This window comes from Lederbergia citri, assembly GCF_018343625.1.
GTDB lineage: Bacteria > Bacillota > Bacilli > Bacillales > Bacillaceae_C > Lederbergia > Lederbergia citri.
In genome coordinates this window covers 661,237-680,484 of the sequence record NZ_JAGYPG010000003.1, presented here as the reverse complement: position 1 = coordinate 680,484, position 19,248 = coordinate 661,237, and the positions used below count along the sequence as shown (strand labels likewise).

At 39.5% G+C, this 19,248-nt stretch carries 19 protein-coding genes, 1 riboswitch and 2 other annotated features; of the genes, 5 read left to right on the top strand and 14 right to left on the bottom strand.

Annotation, left to right across the window (positions count from 1 at the left end; genetic code table 11):
* Position 1: 1 nt before the first annotated feature.
* From trpD to KHA97_RS19315, 9 genes are all read right to left on the bottom strand, one after another.
* Positions 2 to 1,027, bottom strand: coding sequence for an anthranilate phosphoribosyltransferase (gene trpD, locus KHA97_RS19355; RefSeq protein ID WP_213126387.1), 1,026 nt, complete (start codon positions 1,025 to 1,027; stop codon positions 2 to 4).
* Between the two features lie 64 nt (positions 1,028 to 1,091).
* Positions 1,092 to 1,368: a binding site (T-box leader), on the bottom strand.
* Positions 1,369 to 1,403: 35 nt separating this feature from the next.
* Positions 1,404 to 1,652 (bottom strand) — a binding site (T-box leader).
* A gap of 608 nt (positions 1,653 to 2,260) precedes the next feature.
* The gene (locus tag KHA97_RS19350; RefSeq protein ID WP_213126386.1) at positions 2,261 to 2,473 is read right to left on the bottom strand and encodes a hypothetical protein; all 213 of its coding nucleotides are present in this window, start codon (positions 2,471 to 2,473) and stop codon (positions 2,261 to 2,263) included.
* Positions 2,474 to 2,528: 55 nt separating this feature from the next.
* Entirely contained in the window at positions 2,529 to 3,404 is an 876-nt protein-coding gene (locus KHA97_RS19345; RefSeq protein ID WP_213126385.1) for a YitT family protein, read from the bottom strand.
* An 88-nt stretch (positions 3,405 to 3,492) separates the two neighbouring features.
* Positions 3,493 to 4,266, bottom strand: coding sequence for a TatD family hydrolase (locus KHA97_RS19340; protein ID WP_213126384.1), 774 nt, complete (start codon positions 4,264 to 4,266; stop codon positions 3,493 to 3,495).
* A 2-nt stretch (positions 4,267 to 4,268) separates the two neighbouring features.
* A complete protein-coding gene (locus KHA97_RS19335; protein ID WP_213126383.1) occupies positions 4,269 to 5,003 on the bottom strand; it encodes an ABC transporter ATP-binding protein in 735 nt (244 codons plus the stop codon).
* 5 nt (positions 5,004 to 5,008) lie between these two features.
* Positions 5,009 to 5,764 (bottom strand): ABC transporter permease, encoded by a 756-nt coding sequence (locus KHA97_RS19330; RefSeq protein WP_213126382.1) that lies wholly within the window; start codon positions 5,762 to 5,764, stop codon positions 5,009 to 5,011.
* Positions 5,764 to 6,054, bottom strand: a complete 291-nt coding sequence (locus KHA97_RS19325) for a thiamine-binding protein (RefSeq protein WP_213126381.1) — start codon at positions 6,052 to 6,054, stop codon at positions 5,764 to 5,766. The genes KHA97_RS19330 and KHA97_RS19325 overlap by 1 nt, the downstream gene beginning before the upstream one ends.
* Positions 6,055 to 6,066: 12 nt before the next feature.
* On the bottom strand, positions 6,067 to 7,044 hold the full coding sequence (locus tag KHA97_RS19320; RefSeq protein WP_213126380.1) for an ABC transporter substrate-binding protein: 978 nt from the start codon (positions 7,042 to 7,044) through the stop codon (positions 6,067 to 6,069).
* A 93-nt stretch (positions 7,045 to 7,137) separates the two neighbouring features.
* A riboswitch (TPP riboswitch) is annotated at positions 7,138 to 7,247 on the bottom strand.
* Between the two features lie 36 nt (positions 7,248 to 7,283).
* Complete coding sequence (locus KHA97_RS19315) at positions 7,284 to 8,186, bottom strand: TIGR01777 family oxidoreductase (RefSeq protein WP_213126379.1); 903 nt, start codon at positions 8,184 to 8,186, stop codon at positions 7,284 to 7,286.
* Between the two features lie 191 nt (positions 8,187 to 8,377).
* Between KHA97_RS19315 and KHA97_RS19310 the strand changes: the two genes are divergently transcribed.
* From KHA97_RS19310 to KHA97_RS19295, 4 genes are read left to right on the top strand one after another with little or no spacing between them, the layout of a single operon-like run.
* Positions 8,378 to 8,962, top strand: a complete 585-nt coding sequence (locus KHA97_RS19310) for a TetR/AcrR family transcriptional regulator (RefSeq protein ID WP_213126378.1) — start codon at positions 8,378 to 8,380, stop codon at positions 8,960 to 8,962.
* Complete coding sequence (locus KHA97_RS19305) at positions 8,955 to 10,232, top strand: cytosine permease (protein ID WP_213126377.1); 1,278 nt, start codon at positions 8,955 to 8,957, stop codon at positions 10,230 to 10,232. The genes KHA97_RS19310 and KHA97_RS19305 overlap by 8 nt, the downstream gene beginning before the upstream one ends.
* A gap of 1 nt (position 10,233) precedes the next feature.
* The gene (locus tag KHA97_RS19300) at positions 10,234 to 11,328 is read left to right on the top strand and encodes a DUF917 domain-containing protein (protein ID WP_213126376.1); all 1,095 of its coding nucleotides are present in this window, start codon (positions 10,234 to 10,236) and stop codon (positions 11,326 to 11,328) included.
* Positions 11,325 to 12,869 (top strand): hydantoinase/oxoprolinase N-terminal domain-containing protein, encoded by a 1,545-nt coding sequence (locus KHA97_RS19295; protein ID WP_213126375.1) that lies wholly within the window; start codon positions 11,325 to 11,327, stop codon positions 12,867 to 12,869. The genes KHA97_RS19300 and KHA97_RS19295 overlap by 4 nt, the downstream gene beginning before the upstream one ends.
* 41 nt (positions 12,870 to 12,910) lie before the next feature.
* Here KHA97_RS19295 and KHA97_RS19290 read toward each other — a convergent pair whose 3' ends face one another.
* A complete protein-coding gene (locus KHA97_RS19290) occupies positions 12,911 to 13,114 on the bottom strand; it encodes a zinc ribbon domain-containing protein (protein ID WP_213126374.1) in 204 nt (67 codons plus the stop codon).
* 207 nt (positions 13,115 to 13,321) lie between these two features.
* Positions 13,322 to 14,290, bottom strand: coding sequence for a phosphotransferase enzyme family protein (locus KHA97_RS19285; protein WP_213126373.1), 969 nt, complete (start codon positions 14,288 to 14,290; stop codon positions 13,322 to 13,324).
* A 495-nt stretch (positions 14,291 to 14,785) separates the two neighbouring features.
* On the opposite strand from KHA97_RS19285, the gene KHA97_RS19280 reads away from it, so the two are divergent.
* Complete coding sequence (locus KHA97_RS19280; RefSeq protein WP_213126372.1) at positions 14,786 to 16,021, top strand: ATP-grasp domain-containing protein; 1,236 nt, start codon at positions 14,786 to 14,788, stop codon at positions 16,019 to 16,021.
* Positions 16,022 to 16,159: 138 nt separating this feature from the next.
* On the opposite strand, the gene larC is transcribed toward KHA97_RS19280, so the two are convergent.
* Genes larC through larE form a run of 3 tightly spaced genes read right to left on the bottom strand, consistent with a single transcriptional unit; the run spans position 16,160 to position 19,121 of the window.
* Positions 16,160 to 17,494: a nickel pincer cofactor biosynthesis protein LarC gene (larC, locus tag KHA97_RS19275; protein ID WP_213126371.1), complete on the bottom strand. Its 1,335-nt coding sequence runs from the start codon at positions 17,492 to 17,494 to the stop codon at positions 16,160 to 16,162.
* Entirely contained in the window at positions 17,491 to 18,300 is an 810-nt protein-coding gene (gene larB / locus KHA97_RS19270; protein WP_213126370.1) for a nickel pincer cofactor biosynthesis protein LarB, read from the bottom strand. Before larB ends, larC begins: the two co-directional genes overlap by 4 nt.
* Positions 18,297 to 19,121: an ATP-dependent sacrificial sulfur transferase LarE gene (gene larE / locus KHA97_RS19265; RefSeq protein WP_325167504.1), complete on the bottom strand. Its 825-nt coding sequence runs from the start codon at positions 19,119 to 19,121 to the stop codon at positions 18,297 to 18,299. The genes larB and larE overlap by 4 nt, the downstream gene beginning before the upstream one ends.
* Positions 19,122 to 19,248 lie beyond the last annotated feature (127 nt).

The window sequence follows — 19,248 nt, the reverse complement described above, 5'->3', positions numbered from 1 at the left end:
TTTATAGCACTCCTTGCTTCGTATGTTGACTTCTTTCAATCAGGTATTCTAATTTGGCTAAAGCCGCTCCGGAATCAATACTCTCTTTCGCCTTTTCAATTCCTTCTTGAATGGAGTCCACTTTTCCATTCGCAAAAATCCCAATTCCTGCATTTAAAAGAACCGTATCGCGGAAAGGACCGTCATCACCACGAAGAACGCTCATCATAATATGGGCATTTCGTTCGGCATCGCCACCCATAATTTCTTCATTAGAATATGTTGGGAGACCTACATGTTCGGGGCGTAACGTAATGGAAGTCAAGTTTCCATTTTCAAGAATAACGAGATGATTTTCCCCAGAAAGTGAACCTTCATCAAGAAACCCTGCTCCATTAATCACAACTGCTCTTTCTCTTCCGAGCTGTTTTAAAACTTCCCCCATCAGCTTTAATTTATCGCGGCGATAGATTCCCAACAACTGTGTATCCAATTCGACTGGATTTGTCAAAGGACCAATTAAATTAAAAATGGTCGGAACCCTTAGATCACGTCTTACTTTCATAACAGCCTTCATCGCTGGATGAACATGAGGGGCGAATAAAAAAGCAATCCCATTTTCAGCTAAAAGCTCTTCCGTTTCTTCAGGTCTATTATCAAGAGAGACTCCTAAATATTCGAGCACATCAGCACTTCCCGTTTGACTCGAAACACTTCTATTCCCATGCTTCGCAACCTTTATCCCTGCCCCAGCTATGACAAAAGCGGATGTTGTACTAATGTTGAAGCTGCTAGAACCATCGCCGCCCGTTCCACAATTATCCATCACACTATCCTTTAATGATAAAATTGCTGGTGATTTTTCACGCAACGCATGAACCAATCCTGCTATTTCATCTGCTGTCTCACCTTTTAAGGCAAGCAGCCCAAGTAATGCCCCTGCTTCACTTTCAGAAATCTCACCCGAAAAAAGCTTCCTTGCAGCATCAGTCATTTCATTCATCGTCAAATGTTCGCCGTTCATCAATTTTTGTAAATATAGTTTCATGTTTATACTCCTCTCAATTTGAATATAAAAAAGCCCTCTGCAAACACAATTTGGTTTTGTGTTTACAGAGGGCGAATCGTCCGCGGTGCCACCTCTATTGAAGACTTTTGATCTTCATCTCATCAAGTACGGGACCGGGAAAAATGAAGTGGCTATTGCCAACTTTTTTAAAAATAGTCCGATACTTTATCCTTTTAACGGAGGAAACCGGATTTCCCTACTCTTGATTCAAGAAATCTCTCTTAAGCCCATTCCACAAGGTCGCTCGTACCGGATTTCCACCATCACCGGCTCTCTATTTACGTCGTTCCAAGTGTACTCCTCTTAATCAACGATTTACAATTTTCTTTTAAAAAAATACAAAAAGGGCCCTCATCCAAAGGACGAGGAACCCGTGGTACCACCTTTATTAGCCAAAAATCAGCTCTCTTAACAGTAACAAGCATTCTGCTTATCACCTGTCTTACTAACGCAAAGACGTACGCGCCAAAGCCTACTTACTTTTTGAAAAGTTTCGGTTTGGTGGCTCAGAAGCCCATTCACCATTTCTGCACACTGGTTTGCACCGACCACCAGCTCTCTATAGTGCTAAAAAACAGCTACTACTCTCCATCACTGCCTGAAATATTCATTAAGTTTGAATTATTTATCATCTTATCGGTTTAAAAAAGGAATGTCAAGATATTAATTTAATTTTCATTCATGAATTTTGAAATTGAATTGTAGAGGATTGAGGGTAGCTTGTGTAATTGGGCTGTTTTTATTTTGCATGAAATGTTCGCATCATCGTCACCGAGAACTTCACTTTTTCTTGCCTGAGGTCACGATGGACGCTCCATCGTGACCTTGCAACCCCCTTATTCTTGGTTAAGGGCATAATGAAGGCTTCATCGTTACCTTTCGAACCACTTTTTCTCGTTTAAAGGCACGATGCACACTTCATCGTTACCTTGGGAACGACTTTTTTGCGTTTGAGGACACGATGAAAGACTTATGGGACGATACTTTTTATTCGTTAAAAATGGTTGTTGTCCAATTGGAGCTTTCAAAAGGACAGAAACACAATATTCATGAAGTGTTGTCCGACGGAGGTGTGTAAGCATTGATTTATTATTCTGTATGCTGATTCATTAGCTTTAATTATTTAAAACCAAATAAGTTTGCTTCATTCCGGTATAGAATACCATAAATGCAAAAGGACCCGATTTTTTGGGGTCCTTGATTGCGGTATAGTTATAACTGTTTTGAAGACTTTGAGCCTCTTTTGTCTTGCTCATTTTTTTCCCGATCTTCAACGAGCTTGTCCGATATATCATCAATTGGCATGAGTAATTGATCACGCTGGGCTTGCTTTTTCGGATCATTCTTAAATGCTTTGTCTTTATCGTTTCGTTCTTCCAGTGTCTTGGCTCGGTCTATTTTGTTTTGGGTTCGCTCGTGACTCATCATCATCCCTCCACTTTTACTTTTCATTTTACCTAAATAAAAGGGGATGAAACATTTAATGCTTATCTGTTTCTATTTCGCTACCAAACACTTTTTCTTTTGAAAAACCTCTGCCAAGTATTTCGGAAGCGTTTAGAAAAACAACAAAGGATGTTGGTTCCTGTTCTTGAAGAACCTTCTTCAAATACACGGCCTCCGATTGCTCGACTACGCAAAAAATCATCGTTCTTTCTCTGTTTGTGTATCCACCGAGTGATTTCACTTTTGTTAATCCACGGTCTATTTCCTCACGGATTATCTGTTGGATCTTCGCTTCATTTTCCGTAATGATTAACACTAGCTTTGTAGGAGAGGTTTGCAGCTGAACAAAATCGATAACTTTGCTCGTCACATAAATGGAAATCATCGCAAACAAGGCAAGTTCCAAGTTAAAAATAAATGCAGATGCGGTAACAACGATGCCATCCACGAGCAACTGGGAAAAACCACTTGATAGCCCGGTGTATTTTTTTAATAATTGTGCAATCATCGCAGTTCCCCCAGTAGAACCACCCCCGCGATATACAATCCCGAGGCCGACTCCAAGGACAATTCCTCCATAAATTGCACCTAACATTGGTTCCTTAATATGCAGATCCATCCCTTGCGTTAACCAAATAGACAATGGAACAAAAACAGTGCCTATTAATGTCTTTGCGCTAAAATCTTTCCCTAAAACAAGAAGTCCAATGATAAATAATGGTAAATTTATGCTAATTTGAACGAATGCAGGATTCCATTGAAACAACTCGTATAAAAGGGTACTGACGCCCGACACACCACCCGCTGCTAGTTTAGACGGCAGCAAAAACATATTATACGAAAGACCAACGAGGGTTGCCCCAAACATGATCTGAACATATTCCCATACTAATGAAGAGCTTTTCTTCATTCTTATAAACACCTTCTCTCTTATTAATAGCAATTATTATTTTAGCAAATAAGAGAGGATTTACCCTTTTTCTAAAAAGCAAGATATTTTATATTCTATAAAAATGTTTCGTATTTTCATATAAACTTTTATAAACGAATGGCAGGTCTTCTTTCTTATGCTTCGCAATCATCTTAACCGATTCATGGATCATAGCTGGATGAGTCATCTTTCCTTTAAAATCACCTTCAAAAGGCCAAGGACCATCTGTTTCTACCATCATTTGACGTAAAGGGTATTTAGCAACGAGCTGTTTGATTTCCTCTTCATATAAAACATCAGGGGTTATTGAAATAAAATAGCCATTTTTAATCATACGTTCGATCGTAATTGAATCACCTTTAAACCAATGAAAATGGGCATGTTTAATATTATGCTTTTCTAGAAGATCGCACACGATGGGAGCATCATCATAGACAGCGTGAAGCACAACTGGCTTGTCCCACCTCTTAGCGAATTTCAGAAATTCATCTAGTAAAAGTATGTACGGATCGAGAGCAATCCCCGGGTTCTCACTAAGCAAGTAATATGGCAAACCGATTTCCCCAACAGTTACCATTTCATCCCGATTGTCAGACATCCAGTTAAAAAGCTCGATTACTTCTTGTTCTGAAGGTAATTCTTGTTCAGGATGAAACCCAAATGCAGGTTTCACTTGTGGAAATTGTTTTGCCAACCGTAAATTTTTCTTACAGGATTCCAAGTCAAACGAAACAGAAACAAGATTAGTACAATGAATGTTTTCCAATTCCTCCATGATCAAAGGAATTTCTTCTTGATTATAATGATCTAAATGAATATGAGCATCTATAATCTTCCCCATTCTCATAACCTCCCTACTGCCTCATAAAGTTCTTTTTTCAAAGTTAAAAATTCGTCCATTAAAAGTAAATCACGCTCTCTTGGATGTTCAAATGGAACCTTTACCTCGTGAATAACCCTAGCTGGATTGCTAGACAACACGATGATACGATCAGAAAGAAACAAGGCTTCGTCAATGTTGTGGGTCACAAATAAAATAGTCCTTCGAAATTCTGCCCAAATTGACAACAACCATTGATGCATTTCCAGGCGTGTAAAATCATCCAAAGCCGAGAATGGTTCATCCAAGCAAATCAGGGAGTGCGGACTTAACAATGCTCTAATAAACGCAGCTCTTTGTTTCATCCCCCCTGATAATTCACTTGGCTTTGAATACTCATATCCTTTCAGTCCTGCTTTTTCAATCATCGCTGTTGCTTTTTCAACATCTCTTTTTTCATGCAGCTCCTGTCCCAGCATTACATTTTCCAATACCGTTCTCCACGGAAACAATGCTGGTTGCTGCGGCATATAGCTTATGAATCCGCGTTTACCAGTAATATTTTCCCCGTCAAGCATGACAGAGCCCTGTTCAGGTACCAACAAACCACCAATTACATGAAATAATGTGCTTTTTCCACTGCCGGAAGGACCTAAAATCGTGACGAACTCACCTTCTTGCACTTCTAGGCTAATGTCATCCAGCACATTACGCCCATTAAAGCTTTTGGATATATGTTTAATCTCAAGGAACCCCATTTACGTCACGCCTCCCTTCTCCACTTGACTAGCCATTTTTCACATAAAGTAATGGTACCGAAAAACAACAAACTTAAAATCATGATTATAAAAATTGCTACAAAAACTCGATCCGTACGAAATGATGAGGATGCGAGCGTCATATAGACACCAATTCCTTTTTTAGCCCCAAGCCATTCCGAAATAACCGCTCCCATCACGCTATATGTTGCGGATATTTTTAATCCGGAAAATAAGGCGGGAAGTGAATTTGGCCATTCTAATTTAGTAAACATCTGATTTTTGGATGCGCCAGCCATCAACATATAATGCTTCATTTCAGGCGGTGTGTTTCGAAACCCTCCTAAGGCGGCTATCGTCACTGGGAAAAAACATACGAGAGTAATGACGATAATTTTTGGCAAAATCCCGAAGCCAAACCAAATGACAAGCAATGGTGCCAATACAATAATGGGCACATTTTGTGAAAGAATAAGAAGTGGATATACGGCCTCTTGAACTTTCGGAACTAAATGCAATATCACAGCAACAAGCAAACCTATCGAACATCCTATGATAAATCCTCCAACTGAAAGTCCGATAGTAGATATTAAATGTGCAGAAAAATGATCGAAGCCAACGATCATTTCTTTTAAAATTGCCGATGGAGCGGGTAACAGCCAGCCTGGTATTTCTGCAACGTTCACAACGACTTCCCAAATGAAAAGTAAAAGAAGGAGGACCAACGCTGGCCTCCATCCTTTCATAAACACATCTCTCATCAGCTATATTTCTCCGTCAACTGATCCATCGTAATGCCGGATGGCTGATATAAAATTTTTACTTGGGAAATGACATTACTGCTGCCTATTTCTATCATCCGTTCATTCATTTTTTCTATCACACTCATTAACACAGTCAATTCGCCTTCCATTGTTGTCTCTAGTGGATGAACCTCATATTTCACTCCTGATTCATCAATGATTTTGATCGCTTCATCTACATACGGAATAACACTTTCGCCATTTTTTGTTTTGGGAATAATTTGTATGCTAATTAATGAATTTGCCATCAGAAACTCCTCCTATTTAGGTAAAAATTCATTCGTAAATGCTTTTTCAACATCAATTTCTTTTTCAAGCAATCCCTTTTCAAGCATCCAGTCCATATAATTTTTCCAGACTTCTTGTTTCTGTTCTCCCCAACGTTGTGCATCATCCTGATACTTAGCAGCTAGCCATTCTTGACTTTTCTTTACAAGCTCAGGGTCGAGATCTGGTACAGCTTTTATTAAAATATCAGCAGCTTCGCTAGGATTATCAATCGCAAACTCATAACCTTTTGAAACAGCAGCCATAAAAGCTTTTACTGTATCTGGATCATTCTCAATCATTTTCTCATTCGTTGAAATAACCGGTGTATAATAATCCAGTTTATCCGTATAATCTGTCAAATAAATCATATTGATTTTTTCTCCGCGTAGTTCAGCTTCGACTCCGGTCCATGCATAATAAATCCATGCAAAATCAACATCTCGTTTTACTGCTGTAAAAAAGTCTGTGTCTCCCATATTCACGATTTCAAGTTTGTCGATATCAGCATTTTCTACTTTCATGAGCGATGCGAGCACAGCTTGTTCAAGCGGTGCACCCCAGCCGCCATATGTTTTTCCTTCAAAATCTTTTGGGGATTTAATATTCTTCTCTACAGGTGAAGCGAAGCCAGATGTATTATGCTGAATAACCGCTCCGATTGAGACAATCGGAACATCTTGTACACGCGCTTCAGTTATACTTTCTTGATAGCTAATCCCAAATTCAGACTTTCCAGATGCGACTAAATTATCGGCACCCGCTTCTCCTGGCATGATAATGTCGACATCCAAACCTTCATCCTTAAAATATCCTTTTTCCTTTGCCACGTATAAACCCGTATGGTTCGTGTTCGGCGTCCAATCCAACACGACAGTCACCTTTTTTTGACCGCCATTGTCTTCCTTTTTCACTCCACCACAACCCGTGAGTAACACCAAAACAAGCAAACTAGTCAACCATTTTTTCATTCTACTTTTCCCTCCGTTATTGGAAAGCGAACCTCATAAACGAAAAAGATGCCCAAGTATAGAACCTGGACACCTGAAAGAACATTCATTATGTATGAATGAATTCATGTTCCCTTCGCTGGTATGAGCCAGAGCAGGTTCAAAGGGTCAGCATCTAATGGATGCACTCTCAACCGGCCACACCGGTACCCCCACATTCCATATTATTTTATCAATATCTAGTATAGCAGAGATGTAGATTATCGTAAAATATTTTCCAAAGCTTGATCCAGTTTAGGATATTGAAAGGTATATCCATTTTGCTTCGCTTTTTGCGGTATCGCACACTGTCCACTTAAAAGCATTTCACTCATTTCTCCGAGCATCGCTTTCATCGCAAAACTAGGAACAGGCAGCCAATGCGGGCGATGGAGGACATGTCCAATCGTCTTCCCAAAATCGTTATTTTTCACTAGATTCGGTGAAGTCACGTTAAGAGGGCCAGAAATCGATTCATTTTCAATGGCAAAAAGCAATAATCCCGCCACATCAGCTTGATGGACCCAAGGCACCCATTGATTTCCTGAGCCAATACGACCACCCACTCCCATTTTATAAGGGAGTGCCATAAGAGGAAGTGCTCCTCCCTTACCAAGGACGACGCCTAGCCGAGCAAAAACAGTCCGAACACCCAGATTTTCTGCCTGTGAAGCTTCGTCTTCCCACCTTCTTACGACACTTGCTAAAAAATCGTTAGCGTGTGGCTTCGATTCCTCCGTAAAAGTTTCCACATCTGACATCCCATAATATCCAACCGCTGATCCGTTTACGAGCACCTTTGGTTTCGGATCCAATTTTTCTATGAGTCTAACGATTTCTCGTGTCGCACGGGTTCTACTTTGAACGATCCGTTTCTTTTTCGCCTTCGTCCATCTAATGCCATTAATCGACTCACCTGCTAGGTTTATGATTGCATCGACACTTTTAAGATATTTTTCAGGCTCGCTATTTGGATTTAACCATTCTACAGCTCGCAAGCGATTTGACTCAGCGACCTTTTCTCTTTTTCTAGTAAGTATCGTAATGTCATGCCCGTTTTGTAAGAGTCGATTTTGCAGTGCTTTTCCAACAAAACCACTTCCACCTGCAATGACAATGTGCACTTAATATCCGCACCTCCCGCCTTAATTCTCTTTGCCAAAATCATACAACATGTATGCGCTTTATCACAATCATATAAAGGATAGATTATTTATTCGGGTTATAAATATACTTTTCTATGAATAAAAATGTGCTTGATTTGGAGAAAAACATGTATTATCATTTACCTAATGATCATTAGGTGGTGAATATTTTGACTAAAGACAAAATTTTGGAAGCGGCGATTCATCAGTATTCGCTACATAACTATCATGGGGCGACAATGCAAAAAATCGCGAAAGAGGTCGGAATCAAACCTGCCTCCATTTATTTTTTTTATAAAAATAAAGAAGCTTTATTCGTCGCTGCTTTTCAAAAATTATTGGAAAACCATTTCGAACGCATGCAAACCATACTGGAGGAAGTACGCGAAAAACCAATCTTAGATATTTTCGCAACATTGATGAAAGGGACAGTTGAGTACCATAAAAACAATATGAATGAGACGAATGCCTATATTTCCCTTATCACTTCTCCACCAGCTGAAATAAAAAAGTTTCTCCATGAACATATGAATAAATTTGATGCGTGGATGATTGACTCTTTACACCACCTAATCAAACGCGACCATCCGGAAAAATCTGATGAAGAAACAATTAACCTAACTCGACAATTCATCTTATTATTGGACGGAATCTTTTGGGAAATTAATTTATACGATGACGAAGAATTATCAGAACAAATCGAACAAGCTTTACACATCTTAGACATTTTATTAGGGGGAAACAACAATGAATAATGATTACGCAAGAGAAGCTGTCCCAGAGAGTGAAAGAAAAAAATGGTTCTCCATCAGCCTCATTTGGATTGCAGTTGGTATTGATTTATCTGCTATGCTTTTTGGAGCAGAGCTTGGAAATGGTATGAATTTTAATGATGCTTTACTTTCGGTCATTATTGGCTCTGCCATATTGGGAGTACTTGCAGCGTTTTGTGCATATATAGGAGCCGTAACTGGGCTTTCCACATCGATGATATCGAGATTTACATTCGGAAAATCCGGAGCAAAATTCGTTTCCTTTTTCATCGCCATCTCGCTCTTAGGATGGTTTGGGGTTCAAGCCGGATTTTTTGCCGAAAATGCATTTGCAGCTATAAAAGGAGCATTAGGTTTTGAGCTTCCTATTCCTCTTCTCGCAGGAATTGGCGGGATCTTAATGATGACAACTGCCATTATTGGATATCGAGCTATTGAAAAATTAAGTTCCTGGTCAGTACCATTATTGCTGATTCTTGTTATTTTAGCTGTCATTTTAGCCATCAAAAAATTTGGTCTTAGCGAACTTCATGCACCAGTGGACAATGTCTTTTCATTTGGTATGGCGATTTCTCTCGTTATTAGTATTTTCGTAACAGGAGCCGTCATTTCACCAGACGTATCAAGATGGGCAAAAACGAGAAAAGATGCCGTTTTAGCTTCCTTCTTTGGCTTCTTCTTCGGGAATAGCTTCATGATTGTTGTAGCGATGATTTTATCAAGAATTATGGACGAAAGCAGTTTAACGACGATTATGATTACAGTCGGTTTAGGAATTCCAGGAATATTGGTGCTGATTCTTGCCCAATGGACAACTAATACAAGCAACGCATATTCATCTGGATTAAGTCTTTCTGTTATTTTTACTCGTACGAACAAAGCGGTTCTTACCTTAATTGCTGGAATACTTGGAACTCTTCTCGCAGTACTTGGAATTTATGATTATTTTATTAATTTCTTGAGCATCATGACATTGTTCATTGCTCCAATAGGTGGAGTATATACAGCGTATTACTATATTGGCGGGGCAAAGCTTTTTGACACATTAAACGATAAAGCCTTTAAATTCCTGCCTTTAACAGCATGGGCTCTGGGAACATTAATCAGCTGGTTTACTACAGAGCGTCCAATTGGACTGGAGCTTTTCACATTTACGACGATCCCATCCTTGGACAGTTTTGTAATTGCATTTATTTGTCAGGCGATTTTCTTACTGATCATTAAACAACGTGGACAAAAAGGAGCAATCTAATATGAAGTGGTTAAACGAAGAAGATATTGAAAATATTGCGATTGGTGCCGCGGTTCTTGGAACTGGCGGTGGCGGTGATCCTTATATCGGAAAAATGATGGCTCTTTCCGCCATTAAAAAATATGGTCCTGTTCAAGTTATTACTGTAGACGAGTTAACGGATGACCAATGGGTGCTTCCTGCATCAGGCATGGGTTCACCAAGCGTTCTAGTTGAAAAAATCCCTTCATTTGAACAATTGGCAGCCCCTTTAAAAGCTTTTGAAAAAGTAACAGGAAAGAAAACAGATGTTGTGATGCCGATTGAAATTGGAGGAGTGAATTCCCTTATTCCTGTTGCAGTTGCTGCAATGAATAGAATTCCAATTTTAGACGGAGATGCGATGGGACGAGCTTTTCCTGAAGCACAAATGGTTACATTTCATTTAGATGGGTTAAAGCCTGAATTCGTTACGATTGCGGACGAACAAGGAAATACAGTAACGATTGAACCAGCAGATGGATATTGGAGTGAGAAGTTATCTAGAAATGTAACTATTTCCATGGGCGGTTCTTCCATTGTTTGTGATTACGGGATTACTGGAAAACAAGCGAAAAAAAGTGTCATCCCAGGAACCTTATCTTTAGCAGGACAAATCGGTGCTCTTTTGAAAGAGCAAAGAACAGCTGCTGTTCACCCTATCGTGCAAATGTTGGATATGCTTGGTGGATACAAGCTTTTCAAAGGAAAAGCCATGCATATAGAGCGAGGTATCCAAGGTGGATTTACACGTGGAGAAGCTCATTTTGACGGTATTGATGAAAATGCAAATCAGTCCTGTACCCTTTTCTTCCAAAACGAGCATCTTCTTGCAGAAGTGGACGGAAAACCCATTGCAATGGCACCGGATTTAATTGCCGTGCTGGATGAAGAAACAGGAATGCCGATAACGACGGAAGGTTTAAAATATGGCGCAAGAGCGGTCATCGTTGCTTTCCCTGCACATGAAAAATGGCGGACCCCGATTGGAATTGAAACAGCAGGGCCACGTTATTTCAAATACCCATATGATTACATTCCTCTAGAAACGTTAGTAAAGGAGCATTCATCCAAATGATTAGACTCGGAATAGATGTAGGTGGAACAAATACAGATGGCGTCATTTTAAATAGCGAAAACAAAGTACTTGGAAGTTCCAAAACAGCGACAACAAAAGATATTTTTACTGGAATCCAAAAAACGATCAAAACACTTTTAGAAGAATCAAACATTAATGCTGATGAAATAAAAGTAGCCACGCTCGGGACAACCCATTGTACGAATGCAATTGTGGAAAGAAAAGCCTTAAACAAAGTAGGGATTGTTCGAATTTGTTTACCATCCGGCTCAACGGTCCCTCCATTATTAGGCTGGCCTGACGATTTAGTTGAGAAGCTCGAAGCCGAAACAGCCCTAGTCCATGGAGGTTATGAATTTAACGGCACACCGATTTCTCAGCTTGACTTTGCTGAATTGAAGCAAGTTGCGGAACAATTTCGGGGAAAAGTTGATTCCATTGCGATTTCTGGTGTATTTTCTCCCGTTTTAGGTGATCAAGAGAAAGAAGTTGCCGCATTTTTGGAAAAAGAATTGCCTGGTACACCCATTTCATTATCAAGTGAAATTGGTACGATCGGCTTAATTGAAAGAGAAAATGCAACGATTCTAAATGCCGCTTTAATGTCTACCATTAGCCATGTGACAAAAGGTTTTGAGCGTGCATTAAACGATGAAGGGATTAATGCGAGCATTTATCTCGGACAAAATGATGGCACATTAATGACGAACAGCTTCGCACAAAAGTATCCGATTTTCACCATTGCCTGTGGACCAACTAATTCAATTAGAGGTGCCGCACATTTATCCCAAGAGCCTAATGCAATTGTTGTGGATATCGGTGGAACGACAACGGATATCGGTGTATTATCCAACAGTTTTCCACGTCAAACATCATTGGCGGTTGAAGTGGGCGGCGTTAGAACGAACTATCGCATGCCGGATATTTACTCCATCGGTTTCGGTGGCGGAACTCGTGTATATCTTCAGGGAGACTCGTGGAAAATTGGACCTGAAAGTGTTGGATATCAATTAACTGAAAAAGCTCTTGTGTTTGGCGGAGATGAATTGACAACAACGGATGTCGCGATTGGTGCAGGTTATATGGAGATTGAAAACACGGATGTTTCACAAGTTGCTGACATTCCATGCGATAAAATATATCCTGACTTCGTAACAATGGTTGAGAACGCAATTGACCGTATGAAAACGAGTGCCGAAGATCTTCCTGTCGTGTTAGTTGGAGGCGGAGCAGCACTCATGCCTCAATCATTAAAAGGTGCTAGTCGAGTCATACGTCCCGACCATGCTAGTGTTGCAAATGCAATTGGTGCTGCACTTGGTGATATTAGTGGAACGGTTGAAAGGATTTATACACTTGAAAACCGCAGCCATCAAGAAATTTTAGAAGAAGCAAAAGCTGAAGCCATTCAAACTGCGATTGAAGCAGGAGCTAACCCAAACAAAATTGATATCATCCAATTAGAGGATTTTCCGCTCGCTTACCTACCAGGGAACGCAATCCTTGTAAGAGTAAAAGCTGCGGGACCACTATTAATATAAAAAAAAACGGGGCGTGTTTACTACGTCCCGTTTTTTTTTCATTAACCAAAGAATAAATCCAGTATGTTTGATGCAGTAGAAGATTGCTTATTATAAAACTCGGAGTAACCACAATTTTTACAATATACAACCGTAAATTGATTATGTTGAATATCAAACATTTTAGATAATCCTGTTCCAGTCATTGCAACATCCTTTGTTCCTGCATTCTTGCTTCCACATTTTATACAACCTTTTTCAGACATCAGTGTTCTCCTCTCCATCAAACCGTTTTTACTTGTATTTTAATACGGAGAAAATTCGAAAAGGTTTCAGTCGATAAGATTATTTTTCATCTTCTTACAAGAAAAAAACCAGTTGAATTGGCAACTGGCTCTACAACTTTCTTTTGTAAAAACCTCTCTAAAAAAAACGACTCATATACCAAACTGCAGAGGAGCACGAAAAAATCATCAAAATGAATAATTTGTCAAAGGTTCATCCGCTTCAATCTCTTCTTTAAGACGCAACCATCTACTCTTACGTTCACTATCTACCGTATTCCAGTTATAGCGTTGGTGTAAAAAGTTATAATCAAGCAACCGACGATAACTTAGTAATTTCGGCATTGCTTTTAGCCACCAATCTTCAAAGCTTTGAACCTCTTGATAGCCTTTTAGAAACCAGTCGAGAAACCATGCTACGTACTCATCAATAGAATCACTCATTTTATCTTGCCGGTTGTATCTTAAGATAACCGAGTAAAGGATTATGGCGATGTCATAAGCGAACCAATGATAGCAGCAATCATCAAAGTCAAAGGCAGTAATTGCACCGTCTCTCGTTACAAAAATATTGTGACCATGAAGGTCACAGTGGACTAGACCATAGTTTTTTGTATCTTTTGGAAGAGTCTCTAACCAGTTCAACATCTCCGTTGCTCTTTGCCGTGCAATCGGCTCATCATTTGGTAGATGTCGCATCATATCCATCCAAGGCTCCTCTGTCCAATCACGGCGTTTAACATTTGGTATTGGGACATAAGATTTGGTAAGTAGGTGCATCTGTCCCACGATGCGCCCCCAATTAATAAACATGTTCTCGTCCCAGTCGTCTTCAGTAGGAATCCGTCCAGGAGCTTTTGCGAACATTGAAGCGTGATAACCCCCTGTTACATTTTCAACTAATTTTCCGGCTTTTGATGGGAAGATTTTTGGAACGGAAACGCCGTTATCAAACAAATATTTCATGAAGTGAAGCTCTGCTAATGCTTCTTCTTCATTACGCCAATTCTGATTTGACAAACGTACTATCCGTGAAGGATGCCCATTTTCTGCTGGGTATTGATACACTTTATTTACATTGCCGCCAATATGAGTAAGCAAACTTGAATTAAGTCCAAATGCATTTCCTACTTTTTTAAAAACATTTTCTACGATCATTCCATTCCCTCTTTCAGAACATGTTTCTATCATAAGGTAATATAAATATTAATTTTGCTATACAGTCGCATATCCAACCATTTTTAAATATATGCACCTAAAAATTTACAGTTTAATTTAGAGAAGAAAGGGAATCTGTATTGCGAATCGAGTTAAACAGTGCACTTAATATTAGGTTGGATAGCAAGTGTGGCTATCATAGTATTTGGCGTAGGCGGGGCCAATTACATTCTTCAACTACTCCTTCAGGGTTATTAAATAATTTAAGAGGCTGGATTGAACCCCTCCACTTCTTACATCGAGATACATCAATATTCGTAAAGTACTACAGTATGGTTTCCTATATATTGTCACTACCATGGTTTGACAATCTTAGAAACAGGATATAGTAATGGCACAAAAATATCTCTCGCTTTTTGTGAGAATTTTTCTAACGAGGGCGTATTAGTCACGCTCTCCTAATGATGTTTTTGTACAAATAAAGGAGGGGAAGTTATGGAAGATATGGCTATTCCATTTACATCAACAAACGAAAAACAGGTGACACCACTCCGTCCATCCTTTTCCATGCAAAGCATTTATGGCAATGGGTTCATTTACAATTCAAAATTATTTTCGGAAGACTATCAACACTTTTCAGAAGATATACTGAGTTTAGAAGCCTTGACTGGAAGGGAATTGACTGTTGTCGGGGATACTCCGGTAATCTGTCATGCAGCTGCTGCTACGAAACCAGCATTGTGCCTGCTTGAAAAAGCAGGGCTGCAAATTCCCAACAAACTTTACACCTACCAAACAGAAAATGAATATCTAGCATTGCTTTCTCATCTGCATAAAAACAATCATAAATTAATTTTCCAATACCCTCACCCGAAGCACATCGTATCACCTGATCTATTCTGGATTGATCCAAAGGTTCTTGCATTTTTGTCTGATAAACGAAACATCCCACAACTCGTTCCAACAGAGCATGTGCCGAAGAGAAAAATGATGAGTCTCGAAGAAATAATGGAAAACATTCCTAAGCTTCCTTTCGTATTGAAAACAGGTGATGGCCGTCCAACATCGGGAGGTTGCGGCGTTTTGCTTGTTAAAGAGGAGAAACAGCTTCATGAACTTGGGAATGAATTTGGAGATTTATCAAGCCTCATCGTCGAGGAATTCATTCCTTATGAACAAAACGTCTCTGTCCATTATTTCGTGGACAAGCATGGAAAAATTAGCTTCCTTGGCAAGTCAGAACAGCTCGTGAACGAGAACGGCAGCTTTCGCGGAAGCTGGATTACGATTGAGATGGAAGACTATATGTCTCCCATCATCGAAACAGGATATAAGGTCATGGAAAAAATAGCAGAGAAAGGCTATATTGGCGTTGCGGGTTTCGATGTGCTGATATGTGGTGAGAAATATTATTTCATCGATCTAAATATCCGCTTTAATGCTTCCACATGTGGGCTCTTCCTCTGCAAGGATATCTATCAAAAATATGGAAAGAAAAAAGTACGTCTTACTAATCTTGAATGGAACGATGATTTTGACCACCTGATTCCTATTGTGGAAAAATACATGTTGAGAGAACAATTCATACCGCTAAGCCTATTGGATGCTTCTTATTTCCCTACAGAAAATAAAATTTCTAAGGTAGTCGGACTGAGCATTGGTCATTCTGTATTAGAAGTAGAAAAGGTTCTAAAGGAAATGGCAAAAGACAGCCTCTTCCTAAGGGAGTAGCAAGGCACTTACAAAATGAGCTAATTTATATCCCGTTACAGTCTGTTAACTAGTCATTAGACTGTAACGGAAACTGAAAATAATTGGTCAACACTACTCCTTTATATATATTCGTTACAATGATTTCCTAAAAATTCGTTAGATACTTTTTAATGCAGCATTGTACACTTCTTGAAAAGATACTCCATGTTCTGAAGCTACTTTTTTGACATCTTCGTATTCTGGAACTGCTCTAATCACTTGGCCTTTTTTTAATGCTTGTTTAATCTTTATTGGCCCAAAGGCAGTTTCAGCTTCAGTAATTTTACGATCTAAAATGCTGCGAGACCATTTATTTTTTCGTACACCTAGTGTGGTCGTTTCCTTGAATAAAATCTCCGTTAAATTAGCCTCGCGATTTTCAGGAGCCAGAACAGTGACCAACGTACCTGGACGATTTTTTTTCATAAAAATAGGTGTGTAATAAACGTCAAGTGCCCCTTCTTCCAATAATTTTTCCATTACATATCCAAATGCTTCACCTGTCATATCATCCATATGGCATTCGATTACAGTGATCGTTTCTTTCTTTCCGACGATCTGCTCATTTTCTTCCAATAGTTCTCCAACAATGACTCTTAATACGTTCGGACGGCCAGGAATATTGCGAGTACCCGCACCGTAGCCGATGGAGGAAATTTTCATCGCTGGAAGCGTGCCGTAAGAATCGGATTGGCTTACAATAATCCCGGCTCCCGTAGGCGTTGTCAATTCATATGGTAAATCGGTCGGAGCAATCGGAACATTTTTCATCATGTCTAGTGTAGCTGGTGCTGGAACGGGATAAACGCCATGTGAAATGCGTATTTTTCCGGAACCTAATGGAACATATGACGTGATGATTTTTTCAATTTCGAGTTCTTCCAATGCAATGGCAGTTGCTACAATATCGACGATGGAGTCAACTGCTCCTACTTCATGAAAGTGGACATCTTCAATCGACATATTATGTATTTTCGACTCTGACTTCGCAATCGGTGCAAATATTTGCTTACTACGTTCCTTCACCTTTGGGCTAAGCTCCGATTCGTCAATAAGCTTTACGATATCCGCATATCGACTATGTTGGTGATGATGGTACTCGTCGTGTGAATGGTCATGGCCATGATGGTGTTCTTGATGCGAATGATCGTGATTATGATGGTGATGCCCGTGATCATGATTGTGCCCGTGATGGTGGTGTTTATGATGAGAATGGTCATGATTGTGGTGATGGTCGTGCCCATGAGTATGTTCCTCATCCAGGATAACATCAAATTTTATCGAACTAATCCCCTCTTTCATGACCCTTGAACACTTAATTTCATAGCCAGATACATTCAACTTCTTTAATTCGGATTCAATTTTTTCAGGTGAGGCGCCTGCATCAATTAAAGCGCCAACCATCATATCGCCGCTAATTCCTGAAAAACAATCTATATATAAAGCCTTCATTTACTTTCTTCCTTTCCTGCCAAGGCCTTTTCTACGGCTTGTTCTATCGTATTCGTCAAAGTCGCAGCAAAATAACCGGCCCCGAAACCGTTGTCAATGTTCACTACTGAAACTCCGCTCGCACAGCTGCTAAGCATAGCTAAAAGTGCTGCAATACCATTCATACTCGCTCCGTATCCGACACTTGTTGGAACGGCAATGACAGGTTTAGAAACGAGGCCGCCAACCACACTCGCCAATGCCCCTTCCATACCGGCCGCAACAATAACAACATTTGCATTCTCTATTAAACTAGCTTTATTTAATAGACGATGAATGCCTGCAACTCCAATATCATAAATTCGCTCTACTTTATTACCCATTAATTCAGCAGTAATAGCTGCTTCCTCCGCGATAGGAAGATCAGAAGTACCCGCGCACACAACAGCGATATAACCTTTTTTCCATTTTTCTTGGTATGTAGAATTAATCCAATGAAAGGTACGAGCTGATTCGTGATAATAAAGGGTTTGATCTGGATACATCAAGCTCATTTTTTCTAATAAAAAATGAGCTTTTTCCAAACTTACTCTTGTTGCCAATACTTTATCGTGGTGTTCCATCAGTTTAGTAAAAATCCCTAGAATTTGTTCACTCGTTTTCCCTTCGCCATAAATTACTTCAGGGAATCCAGTTCGTGCCTCTCTCTGCAAGTCTAATGTTGCATAGCCTAATTCTTCTTGAGGCTTTAATTTTTCCATAGCATCTTGTACGGAAAGCTCCCCTTTTTGAACCGCCTCTAAAATATGTTCCATTGAATGTTTCATATAGTCGCCTTCTCTTTTAATACTTCATTCATACTTCCCGAGCGGTATCCTTGTAAATCCAGGGTCACGTAGGAAAATCCAAATGATTTTAAGGCTCGAACAATTTTATCATGTTGGTCGATCACCTTTTTCATATCATGTTGATCAACTTCAATTCTAGCAATTTTATCGTGATGGCGAACACGAACTTGATATAATCCCAGGCCCAGTAAGAAATCCTCTGCTAAATCCAGCTGGTTAATTTTTTCTTTTGTGATTTTCGTTCCATAGGGAATTCTTGAAGAAAGACACGCAAAAGATGGTTTATTCCAAGTTCTTAAGCCCATTTCTTTTGAAAGCGTTCTTATTTCTTCTTTATAAAAATTCGCTTCTTGAAGAGGACTGCGCACACCCAATGCTCTTGCTGCTTGCATGCCTGGCCTGTGCTCACCAAGATCATCCATGATTGATCCATCGACAATCGTATAACGATCTCCGTACTCAGACACTAATTCAAGAAGATGATTATATAATCCGTTTTTACAATGGAAACAACGATTTGAATCGTTTTTTACAAATTCGGCATCCGCCAGTTCATTAACCCGCGTTTCAATATGACTGACTTGAAGCTCTGAGGCTAGACTTTTTGCCAACTGAAACTCTCGGTCTGGAAATGTCTCTGATGCAGCTGTCACAGATAACACCTTATCCCCAAGGGCTACCTTAGCGATTGCTAAAAGAAAAGTGCTGTCTACGCCTCCCGAAAAAGCAACTAACACATTATCCATATTTCGTAAAATCTTGATAAGATTTTGTTTTTTTTCATATAAAATAGGATCCACACGCATCCTCCTTCCATGTAACATAAAGATATCATATTTGCATATGAGTGAGTATCCTTATACGTTAATTTTGATTTTATAGTAAAGGAAGAAAAGAAACCATGGTTAAGGAAATAGACATATATTT